The organism is Saccharothrix espanaensis DSM 44229 (assembly GCF_000328705.1).
Lineage (GTDB): Bacteria > Actinomycetota > Actinomycetes > Mycobacteriales > Pseudonocardiaceae > Actinosynnema > Actinosynnema espanaense.
Genome location: NC_019673.1, coordinates 7,327,501 through 7,342,462 on the forward strand (window position 1 = coordinate 7,327,501; position 14,962 = coordinate 7,342,462).

Sequence of the window (14,962 nt, forward strand, 5' to 3'; positions counted from 1 at the left end):
TACCTAACAGCTGAGAGGACTCGGCCGATGACGTACCCCGATCGCGATCCCCGTGCGGTCCACCGTCCCACGGAGGCCTTACATCCCGTGCAGGAGCCGGTGCGCGAGCCGCTGCGTGAGCCCGTGCGCGAGCCGGTGCGCGAAGAGGTCGTGGAGCGCGGGGACAGCCGCGTGCGCGCGGTGAGGGTCGTGTGCGCGGTGATCGACGTGATCTGTTGGCTGTTCGCGATCGTGCTGGCGGTGCACATCTTCCTGGTGATCGCGGGTGCCAACGCGTCCAACGGGTTCGCGCAGATGATCGAGTCGTGGTCGGCGGGGGTGTCGCTGGGCTTGCGGGGCCTGTTCACGCCGGCGAACGACGGGCTGCGGACGCTCCTGAACGACGGCCTGGCGGCGGTGTTGTGGCTGATCATCGGTGCGGTGTTGACGAACCTGATCACACGGGTGGCGCTGCCGGCCGGTGAACGGCGGGTCTGGTACCGCCGGACGGTGCGCTAGCGCTACCGAGGGTCACCGCAAGATTCACTCGGGTGAGGAAAATTCGCCCCGGTGGCCAATTGTCGTACGCGCGCGTGGCGGCCAGGTTTGGCGGGTGGCCAGCGACTTGCAGAAGCGGAAGGGCTCCATCGTGTTCCGCGCGATGGACGCCGACGACGACGGTTTCCTGGAGCGGGCGGACTTCGAGGCGCTCACCGACCGCTGGGTCGCGATCCGCGGCGACAGCGGCGAGGCCCGGCTGCGCGAGCTGATGATGGGCTGGTGGGAGACGCTGCTCGCGGCGTCCGACCAGGACCGGGACGAGAAGGTCACCTTCGACGAGCTGCTGTCGGTGATCGACAACCTGGGCACCATGCTGGACCTCGTGGTGGCCACGGCGGAGTCGATGTTCGAGGCGGTGGACGAGGACGGCGACGGCGAGATCTCGGCCGAGGAGTACAGCTGGATGATCCGCGCCTGGACGGGGGCGGAGACCTCGACCGGGGACGTGTTCGCCCGGCTGGACGTCAACGGTGACGGGCACATCTCGAAGGGCGAGTTCGCCCGGCACTGGGTGGAGTTCTGGGCGGGCGACGACGAGGACGCGCCGGGCACGTACGTGTTCGGCGAGGTCTGACCGAGGCCGCTCCAACCGAGGCCGGTGGTGCCGCGGGTGTCGGTGGACGCCCGCGGCACCGGCGTCAGGAGGGTAATCCCGGGGTGGCGCGGGTGCGCCGCGTCCCCCTGCGGTAGGTGCTGACGGCGGGCGAGTCGATCCAGAACCGCCACGGCACGTCGACGGCGACCGCGACGCCCACGCGCGGCCCGGTGCGGATCTCGGTGACCGGGTCGCCCGCGAACAGTCGCACGGACGCGTCCGCGGCGGTGAGGTCGGTGCCGTTGTGCTCGCGGTGCAGTCCGAGCACGCCGGTGAGCCGCGCGGGGCCTTTGGCGAGTTCGGCGGTGCTGCGGGCGGTCGGGCGGCGCATCTGGGCGAGGTCTTCGCCTTCCACCACCTCGCCCGCGCGCAGCAGCACGGCACCGGGCACGCCGTCGGTCAACGAGACGACGTTGGCGCAGAAGTGCATCCCGTACACGAAGTAGACGTACAGGTGACCGGCCGGCCCGAACATCACGTCGTTGCGCGGGGTGCGGCCGCGGTAGCAGTGCGACGCCGGGTCGTCGCCGCCCCGGTACGCCTCGACTTCCACGATCCGCACGCCCACCACGCCGTCGGGGGTGGTGCTCTGGATGACGGCGCCGAGCAGGAGCCGGGCGGCGTCGACGGGGTCGACGGCCAGCTCCTGCTCGGTGAGCTGTCTAGGCACGGCGGGCCAGGCCGGACCGGTCGCGCAGCCGCTTGAGCTGTTCGGCGACCCGGTCGGGGGCGGTGCCGCCGTGGGCGTCGCGGGAGGCGATCGACCCCTCGACGGTGAGCACGCCGCGCACCTCGGGGGTGAGGTGCGGGGAGATGGCGGCGAACTCGGCGTCGGTGAGCTCGTCGAGGCCGACGCCGCGGCTCTCGGCGGCTTGGACGCACTCGCCCGCGGCCTCGTGCGCGACCCGGAACGGCACGCCCTGGCGGACCAGCCACTCGGCGATGTCGGTGGCCAGGGTGAACCCGGCGGGCGCGACCTCGGCCATCCGGGCGGTGTCGAAGCGGATGGTGGCGATCATGCCGGTGAGCGCGGGGAGCAGGAGCCCGAGCTGCTCGACGGAGTCGAACAGGGGCTCCTTGTCCTCCTGGAGGTCCCGGTTGTAGGCCAGCGGCTGGGCCTTGAGGGTGGCCAGCAGGCCGGTGAGGTTGCCGATCAGCCGGCCCGCCTTGCCGCGGGTGAGCTCGGCGACGTCCGGGTTCTTCTTCTGGGGCATGATCGAGCTGCCGGTGGCCCACGCGTCGTCCAGCACCGCGAAGTGGAACTCGGCGGTGGTCCAGATGATCACCTCTTCGGCGATCCGGGACAGGTCGACGCCGATCATGGCCAGCACGAACGCGATCTCGGCGGCGAAGTCGCGCGAGGCGGTGCCGTCGATGGAGTTCTCGACGGGGGCGTCGAAGCCGAGTTCGGCGGCGACGGCGGCGGGGTCGAGGCCGAGCGACGAGCCGGCCAGCGCGCCGGAGCCGTACGGGGAGACGGCGGCGCGCTTGTCCCAGTCCTTGAGGCGTTCGACGTCGCGCAGCAGCGCCTGGCCGTGGGCCAGCAGGTGGTGGGCGAGCAGCACGGGCTGGGCGGACTGGAGGTGGGTGCGGCCGGGCATGACGGCGGTCGGGTGCGCCTCGGCCTGGCCGGCCAGGGCGTCCACGACGTCCAGGACGCCTTCGGACACGCGGTGGGCGGCGTCGCGCAGCCACATCCGGAACAGGGTGGCGACCTGGTCGTTGCGGGACCGGCCGGCGCGGAGCTTGCCGCCGAGGTCGGGTCCGGCGCGTTCGATGAGGCCGCGTTCGAGCGCGGTGTGGACGTCTTCGTCGGCGAGGGTGGGGGTGAACGCCCCGGACTCGACGTCGGCGTGCAGGGCGTCCAGCGCGGCGAGCATCCGGTCCAGTTCGTCGGCTGTCAGCAGGCCCGCGCGGTGGAGCACGCGGGCGTGCGCACGGGAGCCCCGGATGTCGTAAGGCGCGAGTCGCCAATCGAAGTGCGTGGAGGCCGACAGCAGTGCCATGGCGTCCGCGGGTCCGCTGGCGAACCGCCCGCCCCAAAGTGAACTCACTTGCTCTGATCCCTCTTCGCTGCGATCTTGCTCGACGGGCCTCACAGCTGCACGAAGCCCTTGGCCACAGTCTGGTGCAACGGGTGTCCGCCGCGTTCGGCGGCCGGCCGCACCTCGGCGGGTCCGCCGGGCAGGAGGACCCGGACCTCGCCGCAGACGTGCTGCCGGGCGGCGTCCAGGACGCCGTCCAGCGCCTGTTCGAGGGGCGCGGACCAGCGCGAACCGCTGCCCGGCGAGCACCAGCTCACCCCAGCACCGGCCGGCCTGCCGCTTGAAGCGGGCGAGGTCGGGTTCCAGGGTGAGGTCTTCCCACCGCCGGTAGGCCGCGGCCAGGGCGAGCGTGCGTCGAACCGCTCGCGGTGACGCCCGCCGGCGCGGAGGTCGAGCTCTTGGACGGCTGGGCGCGCGGTGACCGTCTCGCCGTCGAGGGCGACCGGCACGCCATGGTCGAACGTGACGACGAGTTCGTGGTGGTCGTTCGGGTGGGCAGGTCGCGGCACGACGGGCGGGGCGGTGAGCACGCGGACCTCCTGCTCGGCGACGGCGGTCGCGCCGCGATGCCGTGCGACCCGTACGACGTGGTGGGCTGTCAGCGGCTGGGACAGGGCGGGCACGAGGTCGGGGTGCGACGCGCCGGCTTGGAGCGCGGGCAGGCCGTACCGCTGGGCGAACTCGTCGCGCGCGTCGACCTCCACCACCTCGGCCGTGCCGCGGGCGGTCCCGGGGTCCTCGTCCTGCCCGAGGTCCACGACAACCACCGCGCCCTCGGCGAACCGGTCGTCGGACGGGCCGGCGAGGACCACCAGGTCAGTCACCGCCGTCCTCCTGGCCGGCGGCCAGCGCGCTCACCCGGGCCGCCAGCTCCGCGCCGGTCAGCGGTTCGCGCGCCACCACCAGGATGGTGTCGTCGCCGGCGATCGTGCCGACGATGTCGGTGAGCGCGGCCCGGTCCAGCGCGCTGGCCAGGAACTGGGCCGCGCCGGGCGGGGTGCGCAGGACGGCGAGGTTGCCCGAGGAGTCGACCGAGACGAGCAGTTCGTTGAGCACCCGCACGAGCCGGGACGTGCCGCCTTGGACGCCGCGCACCGGGCTGCCGTCCTCGGGGATCACGTAGACCGGCGCGCCGCCGTCCGCGCCGCGCAGCTTGACCGCGCCGAGCTCGTCCAGGTCCCTCGACAGGGTGGCCTGGGTGACCTCGATGCCTTCGACGGCCAGCGTCTTCGCCAGTTCCGACTGGCTGCGGATGGCGCGTTGGCTGACCAGTTCGACGATGCGGGCCTGCCGCGCGGTGCGGGTCATCGCGACTGCTCCAGCAGCCACACCAGGAGGGCCTTCTGGGCGTGCAGGCGGTTCTCGGCCTCGTCCCAGACGGCGCTGTCGGGCCCGTCGAGGACCTCGTCGGTGATCTCCCAGCCGCGGTGGGCGGGCAGGCAGTGCAGGACGGTGGTCTTCACGCCGGTGGAGGCGACCAGGTCGGCGTTGACCTGGAACGGCCGGAACGGGCCGACCCGGTCGCGGCCGTCGTTCTCCTGGCCCATGGACGTCCACGTGTCGGTGACCAGCACGTGCGACCCGTCGACGGCGGCGCGCGGGTCGTTGACCACCTCGACGCTGCCGCCGGTCTCGGCGGCGCGCTTGCGGGCGTCGTCGAGCACCCACGGGTGGGGCGCGAAGTTGACCGGGGACGCGATCCGGACGTGCATCCCGGCGGTGGTGCCGCCGAGCAGGATCGAGTTGGACATGTTGTTCGCGCCGTCGCCGAGGTAGGTGACGGTGAGCCCGGCCAGGGTGCCGTGCACGCGGCGGATGGTCTGCAGGTCGGCGAGCACCTGGCACGGGTGGAACTCGTCGGTCAGCGCGTTGATCACCGGGATGCGGGAGATCGACGCCATCGCCTCGATGCGCTTCTGGGCGAAGGTCCGCCACACCACCGCGTCGACGTACCCGGACAGGATCCGCGAGGTGTCCTCGATGGTCTCCTCGCGGCCGAGCTGCATCGACCGGCCGTCGATGATCACCGGGTTGCCGCCGAGCTGGGCGATGCCGACCTCGAAGGACAGCCGGGTGCGGGTGGAGTTCTTCTCGAAGATCACCGCGACGGACTTGGGCCCGGCCAGCGGCTTGGGGCCGAGCCGGTCGGCCTTGAGCTGGTCGGCCAGGTCGAGGACCTCGGCCTGCTCGGCGGGGTTCAGGTCGTCGTCGCGCAGGAAGTGCCGCACCATCAGGACTCCTCGGTCAGCAACGACGGCAGGTCGGCGACCAGCCGGTGGGCGTCGGCCTCGTCCAGGATGAGCGGGGGCGCGAGCCGCAGCACGTCCGGCTGGACCGGGTTGACCAGGTAGCCGGCCCGCTGCGCGGCCGCCGCGGCCTTCGCCGAGACCGCCTCGCGCAGCGTGATGCCGAGCAGCAGGCCGGCTCCCCGCACCCCGGAGATCAGCGGGTGGCCCAGCGCCTCGACGCCGGCCGCGATCTCCTTGCCGACGGCGGCGGTGTGCTCCAGCAGGCCGTCGGCGGCGATGGTGTCCAGCACCGCGAGGCCGGCCGCGCAGCACACCGCGTTGCCGCCGAACGTGGTCCCGTGCTGGCCGGGTCCGAACAGGTCCTTGGCCGGGCCGAAGGCCAGGCAGGCGCCCAGCGGCAGGCCGCCGCCCAGCCCCTTGGCCAGGGTGACCACGTCCGGCACGATCCCGACCTGCTGGAAGCCGAACCAGGAGCCGAGCCGGCCGACGCCGGTCTGCACCTCGTCGAGCACGAGCAGCGCGCCGTGCCGGGCGGTGATCTCGCGGGCGGCCTGGAGGTAGCCCTCCGGCGGGACGACGACGCCCTGCTCGCCCTGGATCGGCTCCACGAAGAACGCGGCGGTCTCGTCGTCGATCGCGGCCTCCAGCGCGGCGACGTCGCCGAACGGGACGTGCGAGACGCCGGGGACCAGCGGTTCGAACGGGGTGCGCTTGGCGGGCTGGCCGGTGAGCGTGAGCGCGCCCATCGTGCGGCCGTGGAAGCCGCCGTCGGTGGCGACGACCTTGGTGCGGCCGGTGCGCCGGCTGAGCTTGAACGCGGTCTCGTTGGCCTCCGCGCCGGAGTTGCAGAACAGCACGCGGCCGTCGCCGTCGACGCCGGCCAGGTCGAGCAGCCGCTCGGCGAGGTCGAGCGAGGGCTGGTTGATGTAGAGGTTCGAGGTGTGCGCGAGCGTGCCGATCTGGGCGGTGACCGCCGCGACGACCGCCGGGTGGGCGTGGCCCAGGGCGTTGACCGCGAGCCCCGTCACCAGGTCCAGGTAGCGGTTGCCGTCGACGTCCCACACGTAGGCGCCCTCGCCGCGGACCAGGGTCAGGCCGGGGGTGCCGTAGTTGTCCATCATCGCGGCCTGCCACCGCTGCCGGTCGTTCATGACTCCCCCATCTGTTCGGTCACCATCGTTCCGACGCCGGCGGAGGTGAAGACCTCCAGCAGCACCGAGTGCGCGAGCCTGCCGTCGATGACGTGCGCCTCGGGCACGCCGCCGCGCACCGCGCGCAGGCATGCCTCCATCTTCGGGACCATGCCGCTGTCGAGGTCGGGCAGCAGCCGCTCCAGGTCGTCGGCCGTGATCCGGTGCAGCAGCGACGACTTGTCCGGCCAGTCCGCGTACAGGCCCTCCACGTCGGTGAGGACCACGAGCTTCTCGGCCGCCAGCGCCACGGCGACCGCGCCGGCGGCGGTGTCGGCGTTGACGTTGTGCACCACGCCGGCCGCGTCGGGGGCGACCGTGGACACCACCGGGATGCGGCCCGCCCGGACGATGTCCAGCACGGCCTCCGGGTTCACCCGGACGATGTCGCCGACCAGCCCGAGGTCGACCTGCTCGCCGTCCACGACGGTGCCCCGGCGTTCGGCGGTGAGCAGGTGCGCGTCCTCGCCGGACAGGCCGACCGCGAACGGGCCGTGCTCGTTGATCAGGCCGACCAGCTCGCGCTGGACCTGGCCGACCAGGACCATCCGGACCACGTCCATCGCCTCGGGCGTGGTGACCCGCAGGCCGCCGCGGAACTCGCTGTGGATGCCCAGCCGGCCGAGCATGGCGGCGATCTGCGGGCCGCCGCCGTGCACCACGACCGGGTGCAGGCCGGCGAGCTTGAGGAACACCATGTCCTGCGCGAACGCCCGCTTGAGCCGGTCGTCCACCATCGCGTTGCCGCCGTACTTGACGACGACCGTCGCGCCCCGGAAGCGCTGCAACCACGGCAGCGCCTCGATCAGGACCTCGGCCTTGTCCTGCGCGCTCTGGCTCATGAGCTGTAGGCGCTGTTCTCTTCGACGTAGGCGTGCGACAGGTCGGTGGTGAGCACGGTCGCCTCGCCCTCACCGAGGTTCAGCGTGATCACGATGGCCACGTCGCGCCCGGACAGGTCGGCTTCGCCGCGGTCGGCGGCCTTGTGGCCGTCCTCGAAGAGGGTGACGCCGTTGATCGCGATGCCCAGCCGGTGCTGGTCGACGGTGGCCTGCGAGCGGCCCACGGCCATCGCGATGCGGCCCCAGTTCGGGTCCGAGCCGAACAGCGCGGTCTTGACCAGGTTGTCCTCGGCGACGGTCTTGGCGACGGTGACCGCGTCGTCCTCGCAGGCCGCTCCGGTGACCGTGATCGAGATTTCCTTGGTCACGCCCTCGGCGTCGCCTTGGAGCTGCTTGACCAGGTCACCGGCCACGGCGGTGAGCACGGCGGCGAAGTCCCCGGGGGTGGGCGCGACGCCCGACGCGCCCGAGGCGAGCACCAGCACGGTGTCGTTGGTGGAGGTGCCGCCGTCGACGTCGAGCCGGTCGTAGGTGCGGGCGGTGGTGGCGCGCAGCGCCTGGTCGAGCGTGTCGCCGTCGATCACCGCGTCGGTGGTGATGACGCTGAGCATGGTGGCCATGTTCGGGGCGAGCATGCCCGCGCCCTTGACGAAGCCGCCGACCGACCAGCCGTCGGGGTGCGCCGCCCAGGACTGCTTGGGGTGGGTGTCGGTGGTCATCACGGCCGTGGCGGCGGCGAGACCGGCCTGGTCGGTGCCGGCCAGCTCCTTGGCGGCGACCTCGACCCCGGCCTTGAGCGCGTCCATCGGCAGGCGTTCGCCGATCAGGCCGGTGGAGCACACCGCGACCTCGATCGCGCCCACGCCGAGGACCTCGGCGACCTTCTCGGCGGTGGCGTGGGTGTCCTGGAAGCCCTCCGGGCCGGTGCACGCGTTCGCGCCGCCCGAGTTGAGCACCACGGCGGTGAGCTTGCGCTCCTGGAGCACCTGCTGCGACCACAGGACGGGCGCGGCCTTCACCTGGTTCGTGGTGAACACGCCCGCCGCGGCCTGGCCGGGCCCCTCGTTGACGACCAGCGCCAGGTCGAGCCCGCCGGACTCCTTGATGCCGGCGGCGACGCCCGCGGCCTTGAAGCCCTTCGGCCCGGTCACGCCGCGGTCGCGGGTGGGGCGCTGCGCGGGTGCGGGGCCGTTCTCGGTGCTCACGGGGCTACTCCAACGGTGGACAGGCCGGTGGTCTCCGGCAGGCCGAGTGCGAGGTTCATGCACTGCACCGCGGCGCCCGCGGTGCCCTTCGCCAGGTTGTCCACCGCGGCGACGACCACCAGTCGGTTCAGGTCGGCGTCGACGGTGACCTGGAGCTGCACGGCGTTCGAGCCGAGCACCGCGCCCGTGGTCGGCCAGTGGCCTTCCGGCAGCAGGTGCACGAACGGCTCGTCGGCGTACGCCTTCTCGTAGACGGCGCGGACGTCGGCGGCGGGGTCGGTCAGGGTGGCCGAGCAGGTGGCCAGGATGCCGCGCGGCAGCGGCGCGAGGACGGGCGTGAACGACACCTTGACGGGCCGGCCCGCGACCTTGGACAGGTTCTGGGTGATCTCGGGGGTGTGCCGGTGCGTGCCGCCGACGCCGTACGCGCTCAGCGAGCCCATCACCTCGGAGCCGAGCAGGTTCGGCTTGAGCGACTTGCCCGCGCCGGACGTGCCGGACACCGCGACCACCGTCACCTCGGGTTCGACCAGGCCCAGGGCGGGCGCGAGCGCGAGGGAGGACACGGTCGGGTAGCAGCCGGGGACGGCGACCCGCTTCGCGGTCTTGAGCAGCTCGCGCTGCCCGGGGAGCTCGGGCAGGCCGTAGGGCCAGCTCCCGGCGTGCGCGCCGCCGTACCAGCGTTCCCAGGCGGCGGGGTCGGTGAGCCGGTGGTCCGCGCCGCAGTCGACCACCAGGGTGTCCTCGCCCAGCCGCGCGGCGATCTCGGCCGAGTGGCCGTGGGGCAGGGCGAGGAAGACGACGTCGTGGCCGGCGAGCCGCTCGGCGGTGGTCTCGGTGAGGGTGCGGTCGGCGAGCGGGAGCAGGTGCGGTTGGTGGGCCAGCAGCGGGGTGCCCGCGTTGCCGCCGGCGGTCAGCGCGCCGATCTCGACCCCCGGGTGGCCGAGCAGGAGGCGCAGCAGCTCGCCCCCGGCGTACCCGCTGGCTCCGGCGACCGCGATCCGTACCGTCATACGGATAAGTATGCACGCTTGTGCATCGTCACTCAAACCGTTTTGTCGGCCAGACCACACCCGGTGTGCACCGGTCGACACCGCCGCGTGACCGACTTGGTTCGCATCGTCCGGGTCCGACACCAGACGGGATGTGGACCGGACTTCGGCGGCAGGAAATCGGAGGAGGCGTCACATTCATCGTAGGACGTGCGACGGCGGGTGCGCGAAGCCCTGGCCGACGCGCCGGCCCGCCGGCCCGCAGCCGGGCGGCGTGGAGCTGCCGCGCCGAGGACCCCGACGCGGACCAGCGCGGCTAGCCGGGCGTCGCGACGGTGATGATCTCGGGGCTGTCCGGGGTGAAGCCGCCGCCGGCCCAGTCGCCGCGCCGGTCGGCCACCCGCAGACCCGCCTCGCCCAGGAACGCGTCCAGCCGGTCGGCGTCGAGGAACCGCAGGGTGCTGCGGCTCGCGTCGGACCAGCCCGGCGCGGCCCAGGACTGGGTGAACGTGACCAGGTCGCCCGCCACCTCGTGCACCTCGGTCGTCACCCGCACGACCTCGCCGCCGGCCGTGACGTCGACGGCGTGCTCCGGCGTCCACCGCTCCCAGGCGCGCGCGGCCGGGTTGCGGGTCTCGAACACGAACCGGCCGTCGTCGGCGAGCGCGGCGCGGATGCCGTGCAGCGCGGTGCGCAGCTCGTCGTCGCCGACGTAGACCTGGAACGCGTGCCCGGTCATGACGACCAGGTCGAACTCCCGGTGCCACGAGGTGGTGGCGAGTTCCCCGAGCACCCACTCGACGTCCGTCCGCCGGCGCGCCTGCGCGAGCATCCCCTCCGCCGGGTCGAGGCCGCACAGGCGTCCGGTGTGCCCGGCGGCGCGCGCCAGGCGCAGCAGCTCGCCGGTGCCGCAGCCGACGTCGAGGACGGATCGGGCGGACATCACCAGTGGCAGGTAGAACGCGAAGTCCCGGCGGCCGGCGCAGAACTCGTCGTAGCGGGCGGCCAGGGCGGGATCGGCGAACAGTCGGTCGACCATCCTGCGACCCTGGCAAACGGCGGTCGCCCGGGTCGAGCGGATTAGTAGCGTCGAGCGCATGAGAGCGGTGATCTTCGACTGGCGGGGCACGCTGGTGCTCGCGCCGACGTTCCGGGGTTGGGTGACCGAGGCGCTGCGGCGGGCGGGGCGCGACGCGGCGGCCGTGGACGACGTCGTGCGGCGGTTGGTGGAGGACCGGCTGGACGTGCCGGGCGTGGACGCGGACGCGGCGCTGCACCGCGAGACGTACTACCGGGGGTTCGCGGCGGCGGGCATCGACGACGAACTGGCCGACGCGCTGTACGCGGTGGAGTCCGACCCGGCGTTCAACCCGTTCGCGGTGGACGCGCCGGCGACGCTGATCGCGTTGCGGGACGCCGGCATCCGGGTCGGGGTGCTCAGCGACATCCACTTCGACCTGCGGCCGATGTTCGACGGGCTGCCGGTGGACTCGTTCGTGCTGTCGTTCGAGCACGGCGTGGTCAAGCCCGATCCGGCCATCTTCCGGATCGCGCTGGCCGAGCTGGGCACCGAGCCCGGCGAGACCCTGATGGTCGGCGACCGCTCGACGCACGACGGGGCGGCCGTGGAGGTCGGCATGCCGACCCTGTTGGTGCCGCCGCTGCGGGACGTGCGTGACGCGCGTCTCCACCTCGTCACCAATCTAATGGTTGGAACCGGCAGCAACCGTTAGGTAGCGTGGCGGCATGGCCCTCCCCCAGGTGTTCCACAGGCAGGTCGAGGTCGACGGCGTCCGGGTCTTCTACCGGGAGGCCGGGCCCGTCGACGCGCCCACGTTGTTGCTGCTGCACGGGTTCCCGACCACCTCGCACCAGTTCCGCCGGCTGATCGACGCCCTGGGCACCCGGTACCACCTCCTCGCGCCCGACTACCCGGGCTTCGGCCACAGCGCGGACCTCGACCGGCACACGTTCGACCGGCTCGCGGACGTGGTCGAGGGGTTCGTCCGGGCACTCGGGCCGACCCGGTTCGCGCTCTACGCGTTCGACTACGGCGGCCCGGTCGGCTTCCGGGTCGCGACCAGGCACCCGGAGTGGATCACCGGCCTGGTCGTGCAGAACGCCAACGCCTACGAGGAGGGCCTGTCCGACGACGCCCGGCAGTTCATCGCCAACCGCGACCCGGAGGTGGCGCGCGGCCTGCTGACGCTGCCGTTCACCAGGGCGCAGTACGAGAGCGGCACCGCCGACCCCACCCTGGTCGACCCCGGCAACTGGACCCTCGACCAACTGCTCGTGGAACTGCCCGGCCGGGCCGACGTCCAGGTCGAGCTGGCGCTGGACTACCACAGCAACGTGGCGCGCTACCCCGAGTGGCAGGAGTGGCTGCGCACCCACCGACCACCGACGCTGATCACGTGGGGCCGCAACGACGGGTTCTTCACCGAAGCGGGCGCGAAGGCGTACCTGCGGGACGTGCCGAACGCCGAGCTGCACCTGTTCGACACGGGCCACTTCGCCTTGGAGGAGCACGTCACCGAGATCGCGCCGCTCATCGCGGACTTCCTCGACCGCCTACCGGCGTGACAGCCGGCGGACCCGGGGTCCGCCGGCCGGCCGGGGTCACCCGCCGAAGCGGTCCAGGGCGCGGATCTTGTTGGTCACGTCCAGCGCCGCCACCTTGTACGCCTCGGACAGCGTCGGGTAGTTGAACACCGTGTCCACCAGGTAGTCCACCGTGCCGCCGCACGCCATCACGGCCTGTCCGATGTGGACCAGGTCGGTCGCGCCGGTGCCGAACAGGTGCACGCCCAGCAGCGTGCGGTCCACGGTGGACACCAGGAGCTTGAGCATCCCGTAGGCGTCGCCGATGATCTGGCCGCGCGCCAGCTCCCGGTACCGCGCCAGGCCGACCTCGTAAGGCACCGCCGAGGACGTCAGCTCGGCTTCGGTCGCGCCGCAGTAGGAGATCTCCGGGATGGTGTAGATGCCGATCGGCTGGAGCGCGGCCAGCTCCCGCGCCGACTCGCCGAACGCGTGGTAGGCCGCGAGCCGGCCCTGGTCCATGGACGTGGCGGCCAGCGCCGGGAAGCCGATCACGTCGCCCACCGCGTAGATGTGCTCCACCGGCGTGCGGTAGTGCTCGTCCACGCTGAGCCGGCCCCGGTTGTCCGCGACCAGGCCGGCGGCTGCGAGGTTCAGCTCCTCGGTCGAGCCCTGCCGGCCCGCCGAGTACATCACCGCGGCGGCCGGGATGCGCTTGCCGCTGGCCAGCGTCGTCACCGTGCCGCTCTCCGAGACCTTGACGTCGACCACCTTCTCGCCGAACCGGAAGGTCACCGCCTGGTCGCGCAGGTGGAACTTCAGCGACTCGACGATCTCCGGGTCGCAGAACTCGAGCATCCGCTCGCGCTGCTCGACCACGGTCACCCGGCTGCCCAGCGCCGCGAACATCGAGGCGTACTCGATGCCGATCACGCCCGCGCCCACCACCACCAGCGAGGACGGGATCTCCTCCAGCGCCAGCACCTCGTCGGAGTCGAGCACCCGCTCCTCGTCGAAGTCGACCTGCGGCGGTCGGGCGGGACGGGTGCCGGTGGCGATCACGACCTTCTCCGCGCTCACCGTGTGGTGCTCGCCCCGGTGCGCGCCCTGCACGGCCACGGTGTGCGGGTCGACGAACCGCGCGGTGCCGGTGAGCAGGTCGACCTGGTTGCGGTGCAGCTGCGCCCGCACGACCTGGACCTCGCGCCCGATCACGTGCTGGGTGCGGGCGAACAGGTCGGAGATCGTGATGTCCTTCTTGACCCGGTAGTCCGCGCCGTACAGCTCGCGCTGGCTCATGCCGGTCAGGAACATGACGGCTTCGCGGAGCGTCTTCGACGGGATGGTGCCGGTGTTCACGCACACCCCGCCGACCATGTCCGCCTTGTCGACGATCGCGACCCGCTTGCCGAGCTTGGCGCCCGCGATGGCCGCCTTCTGGCCGCCCGGACCGGATCCGATGACGACCAGGTCGTAGTCGTACTCGCTCATGCCCGGAAGCGTCGCACACCCGACCGGCCTGCGGTGGCGCCGTGAACGGACTCGCGGCGGCGATCCGGCGGCAGCTCGCCGACGCGGCGGACCCCGCCAAGGCCCCGCAGGTGCAGCGGTACATGAAGTCGGAGATGCCGTTCCTCGGCGTGGCCAAGTCGGCACGCGCGAAGATCACCCGCGCGGTGTCCGCCGCCCACCCGCCCACCTCGCGCGAGCAGTGGCTGGAGTGCGTGCTGGAGCTGTGGCGGGAGGCCGGTTTCCGCGAGGAGCGCTACGCCGCGCTGGAGCGCACCGGCCGGTACCCGCGGTGGCAGGACCCGACCGTGCTGCCGGTGTACGACGAGCTGGTGGTGACCGGCGCGTGGTGGGACTACGTGGACGAGATCGCCGCGCGGCGGGTCGGCCCGCTGCTGCGCGACACCGTCGAGGCGAACATCGCCGACCGGCGACTTCTTCCTGCGCAAGGGCATCGGCTGGGCGCTGCGGCAGCACGCCCGGGTCGACCCGGGTTGGGTGCGGGCGTTCGTCGACGAGCACCGCGCGCTGTCCCCGCTGTCCCGGCGCGCGGCGCTCAAGCACCTGTGAACACGCGCTAGCCGCGCGCGGCCCGGCCGGTGTAGGTGAGCGGGAAGACCGAGTCCTTGCACGCCGGCGGCACGTCCGGGGAGATCTGCACGACCATCTCCACCTCGACCGACCCGGCGGGCGGGAGCGCCACCGGCTGCGCCATCGGCACGACGGTCAGCACGCCGGACGGGCAGTCCACGACCCGGTTGTGCGCGGCGTCCAGCGGCTGGCCGGGCACCGCCTGGAGGGTCAGCACCACGATGTCGACGCTGTTGGGGTTGGACAGCCGGACCCGCCGGGAGCCCTCGCTGCCGGGGGTGAGCTCGACCGGGGCGCCGGAGATGTCGTTGATCTCGAACGGCTGGAGGTCGGCGACACCCGCCTCGCCGTTGCTGACCGCGTAGGCCATGGCGGGCAGTTCGGGCTCGGGCCAGGTCAGGTGCATCGCGGCCACCACGGCGGCCCCCACCCCCAGGATGGTCATCGCCACCGCGACTTCCATCCGCGGTCCCAAGCTACGCATGAGGCAACCTCGCTACGACTGCTGCATCAGGCGGTGGGTTCGCCGCTAGCTCCCCGTCGGACCGGCGACCAGACTCGCCCGGCGGTTCATCGCTTCGCCCCTCGGCCCAGCGGGCCGCGAAACCAATCTTGGAGAACGTTCAACCTCGGCGCAAGAACCAAGCAGACCCGGAAAGA

General features: G+C 72.7%; 16 protein-coding genes and 1 pseudogene. 5 read left to right on the forward strand and 12 right to left on the reverse strand.

Annotation, left to right across the window (positions count from 1 at the left end; translation table 11 throughout):
• The first annotated feature begins 27 nt into the window (after positions 1-27).
• Both BN6_RS31750 and BN6_RS31755 read left to right on the forward strand, forming a co-directional pair.
• Positions 28-498: a hypothetical protein gene (locus BN6_RS31750; RefSeq protein ID WP_015103939.1), complete on the forward strand. Its 471-nt coding sequence runs from the start codon at positions 28-30 to the stop codon at positions 496-498.
• Between the two features lie 94 nt (positions 499-592).
• Complete coding sequence (locus BN6_RS31755) at positions 593-1,114, forward strand: EF-hand domain-containing protein (protein ID WP_015103940.1); 522 nt, start codon at positions 593-595, stop codon at positions 1,112-1,114.
• A 64-nt stretch (positions 1,115-1,178) separates the two neighbouring features.
• Here the strand turns inward: BN6_RS31755 and BN6_RS31760 are convergent, their stop codons facing one another.
• The 10 genes from BN6_RS31760 to BN6_RS31805 form a co-directional block, all read right to left on the reverse strand.
• Positions 1,179-1,805 (reverse strand): DNA-3-methyladenine glycosylase, encoded by a 627-nt coding sequence (locus BN6_RS31760; RefSeq protein WP_015103941.1) that lies wholly within the window; start codon positions 1,803-1,805, stop codon positions 1,179-1,181.
• Entirely contained in the window at positions 1,798-3,141 is a 1,344-nt protein-coding gene (gene argH, locus BN6_RS31765) for an argininosuccinate lyase (protein ID WP_051075812.1), read from the reverse strand. The genes BN6_RS31760 and argH overlap by 8 nt, the downstream gene beginning before the upstream one ends.
• Positions 3,142-3,230: 89 nt before the next feature.
• Positions 3,231-4,004 carry an argininosuccinate synthase domain-containing protein gene (locus tag BN6_RS31770; protein WP_015103943.1) on the reverse strand — a complete coding sequence of 258 codons (774 nt, stop codon included), beginning with the start codon at positions 4,002-4,004 and terminating at the stop codon, positions 3,231-3,233.
• Entirely contained in the window at positions 3,997-4,488 is a 492-nt protein-coding gene (locus tag BN6_RS31775; RefSeq protein WP_015103944.1) for an arginine repressor, read from the reverse strand. The genes BN6_RS31770 and BN6_RS31775 overlap by 8 nt, the downstream gene beginning before the upstream one ends.
• Positions 4,485-5,411: an ornithine carbamoyltransferase gene (gene argF, locus BN6_RS31780; protein WP_015103945.1), complete on the reverse strand. Its 927-nt coding sequence runs from the start codon at positions 5,409-5,411 to the stop codon at positions 4,485-4,487. Before argF ends, BN6_RS31775 begins: the two co-directional genes overlap by 4 nt.
• Positions 5,411-6,580, reverse strand: coding sequence for an acetylornithine transaminase (locus BN6_RS31785; RefSeq protein WP_015103946.1), 1,170 nt, complete (start codon positions 6,578-6,580; stop codon positions 5,411-5,413). Before BN6_RS31785 ends, argF begins: the two co-directional genes overlap by 1 nt.
• Complete coding sequence (gene argB, locus BN6_RS31790; protein WP_015103947.1) at positions 6,577-7,461, reverse strand: acetylglutamate kinase; 885 nt, start codon at positions 7,459-7,461, stop codon at positions 6,577-6,579. Before argB ends, BN6_RS31785 begins: the two co-directional genes overlap by 4 nt.
• Positions 7,458-8,666, reverse strand: a complete 1,209-nt coding sequence (gene argJ, locus BN6_RS31795; protein WP_015103948.1) for a bifunctional glutamate N-acetyltransferase/amino-acid acetyltransferase ArgJ — start codon at positions 8,664-8,666, stop codon at positions 7,458-7,460. The genes argB and argJ overlap by 4 nt, the downstream gene beginning before the upstream one ends.
• Complete coding sequence (gene argC / locus BN6_RS31800) at positions 8,663-9,679, reverse strand: N-acetyl-gamma-glutamyl-phosphate reductase (RefSeq protein WP_041314764.1); 1,017 nt, start codon at positions 9,677-9,679, stop codon at positions 8,663-8,665. The genes argJ and argC overlap by 4 nt, the downstream gene beginning before the upstream one ends.
• Before the next feature lie 295 nt (positions 9,680-9,974).
• Positions 9,975-10,697: a class I SAM-dependent methyltransferase gene (locus tag BN6_RS31805; RefSeq protein ID WP_015103950.1), complete on the reverse strand. Its 723-nt coding sequence runs from the start codon at positions 10,695-10,697 to the stop codon at positions 9,975-9,977.
• Positions 10,698-10,755: 58 nt separating this feature from the next.
• Here BN6_RS31805 and BN6_RS31810 point away from each other — a divergent pair, with 58 nt between their 5' ends.
• Together BN6_RS31810 and BN6_RS31815 are read left to right on the forward strand one after the other, a co-directional pair.
• Positions 10,756-11,391, forward strand: coding sequence for an HAD family hydrolase (locus BN6_RS31810; protein WP_015103951.1), 636 nt, complete (start codon positions 10,756-10,758; stop codon positions 11,389-11,391).
• 13 nt (positions 11,392-11,404) lie between these two features.
• Positions 11,405-12,244: an alpha/beta fold hydrolase gene (locus tag BN6_RS31815; protein ID WP_015103952.1), complete on the forward strand. Its 840-nt coding sequence runs from the start codon at positions 11,405-11,407 to the stop codon at positions 12,242-12,244.
• 36 nt (positions 12,245-12,280) lie between these two features.
• Here BN6_RS31815 and sthA read toward each other — a convergent pair whose 3' ends face one another.
• The gene (sthA, locus tag BN6_RS31820) at positions 12,281-13,693 is read right to left on the reverse strand and encodes a Si-specific NAD(P)(+) transhydrogenase (RefSeq protein WP_041314767.1); all 1,413 of its coding nucleotides are present in this window, start codon (positions 13,691-13,693) and stop codon (positions 12,281-12,283) included.
• Positions 13,694-13,734: 41 nt separating this feature from the next.
• On the opposite strand from sthA, the pseudogene BN6_RS31825 reads away from it, so the two are divergent.
• Positions 13,735-14,281 (forward strand): annotated as a pseudogene (locus BN6_RS31825) (DNA alkylation repair protein).
• A gap of 7 nt (positions 14,282-14,288) precedes the next feature.
• Here the strand turns inward: BN6_RS31825 and BN6_RS31830 are convergent.
• Positions 14,289-14,786 (reverse strand): hypothetical protein, encoded by a 498-nt coding sequence (locus tag BN6_RS31830; protein WP_015103955.1) that lies wholly within the window; start codon positions 14,784-14,786, stop codon positions 14,289-14,291.
• Positions 14,787-14,962 lie beyond the last annotated feature (176 nt).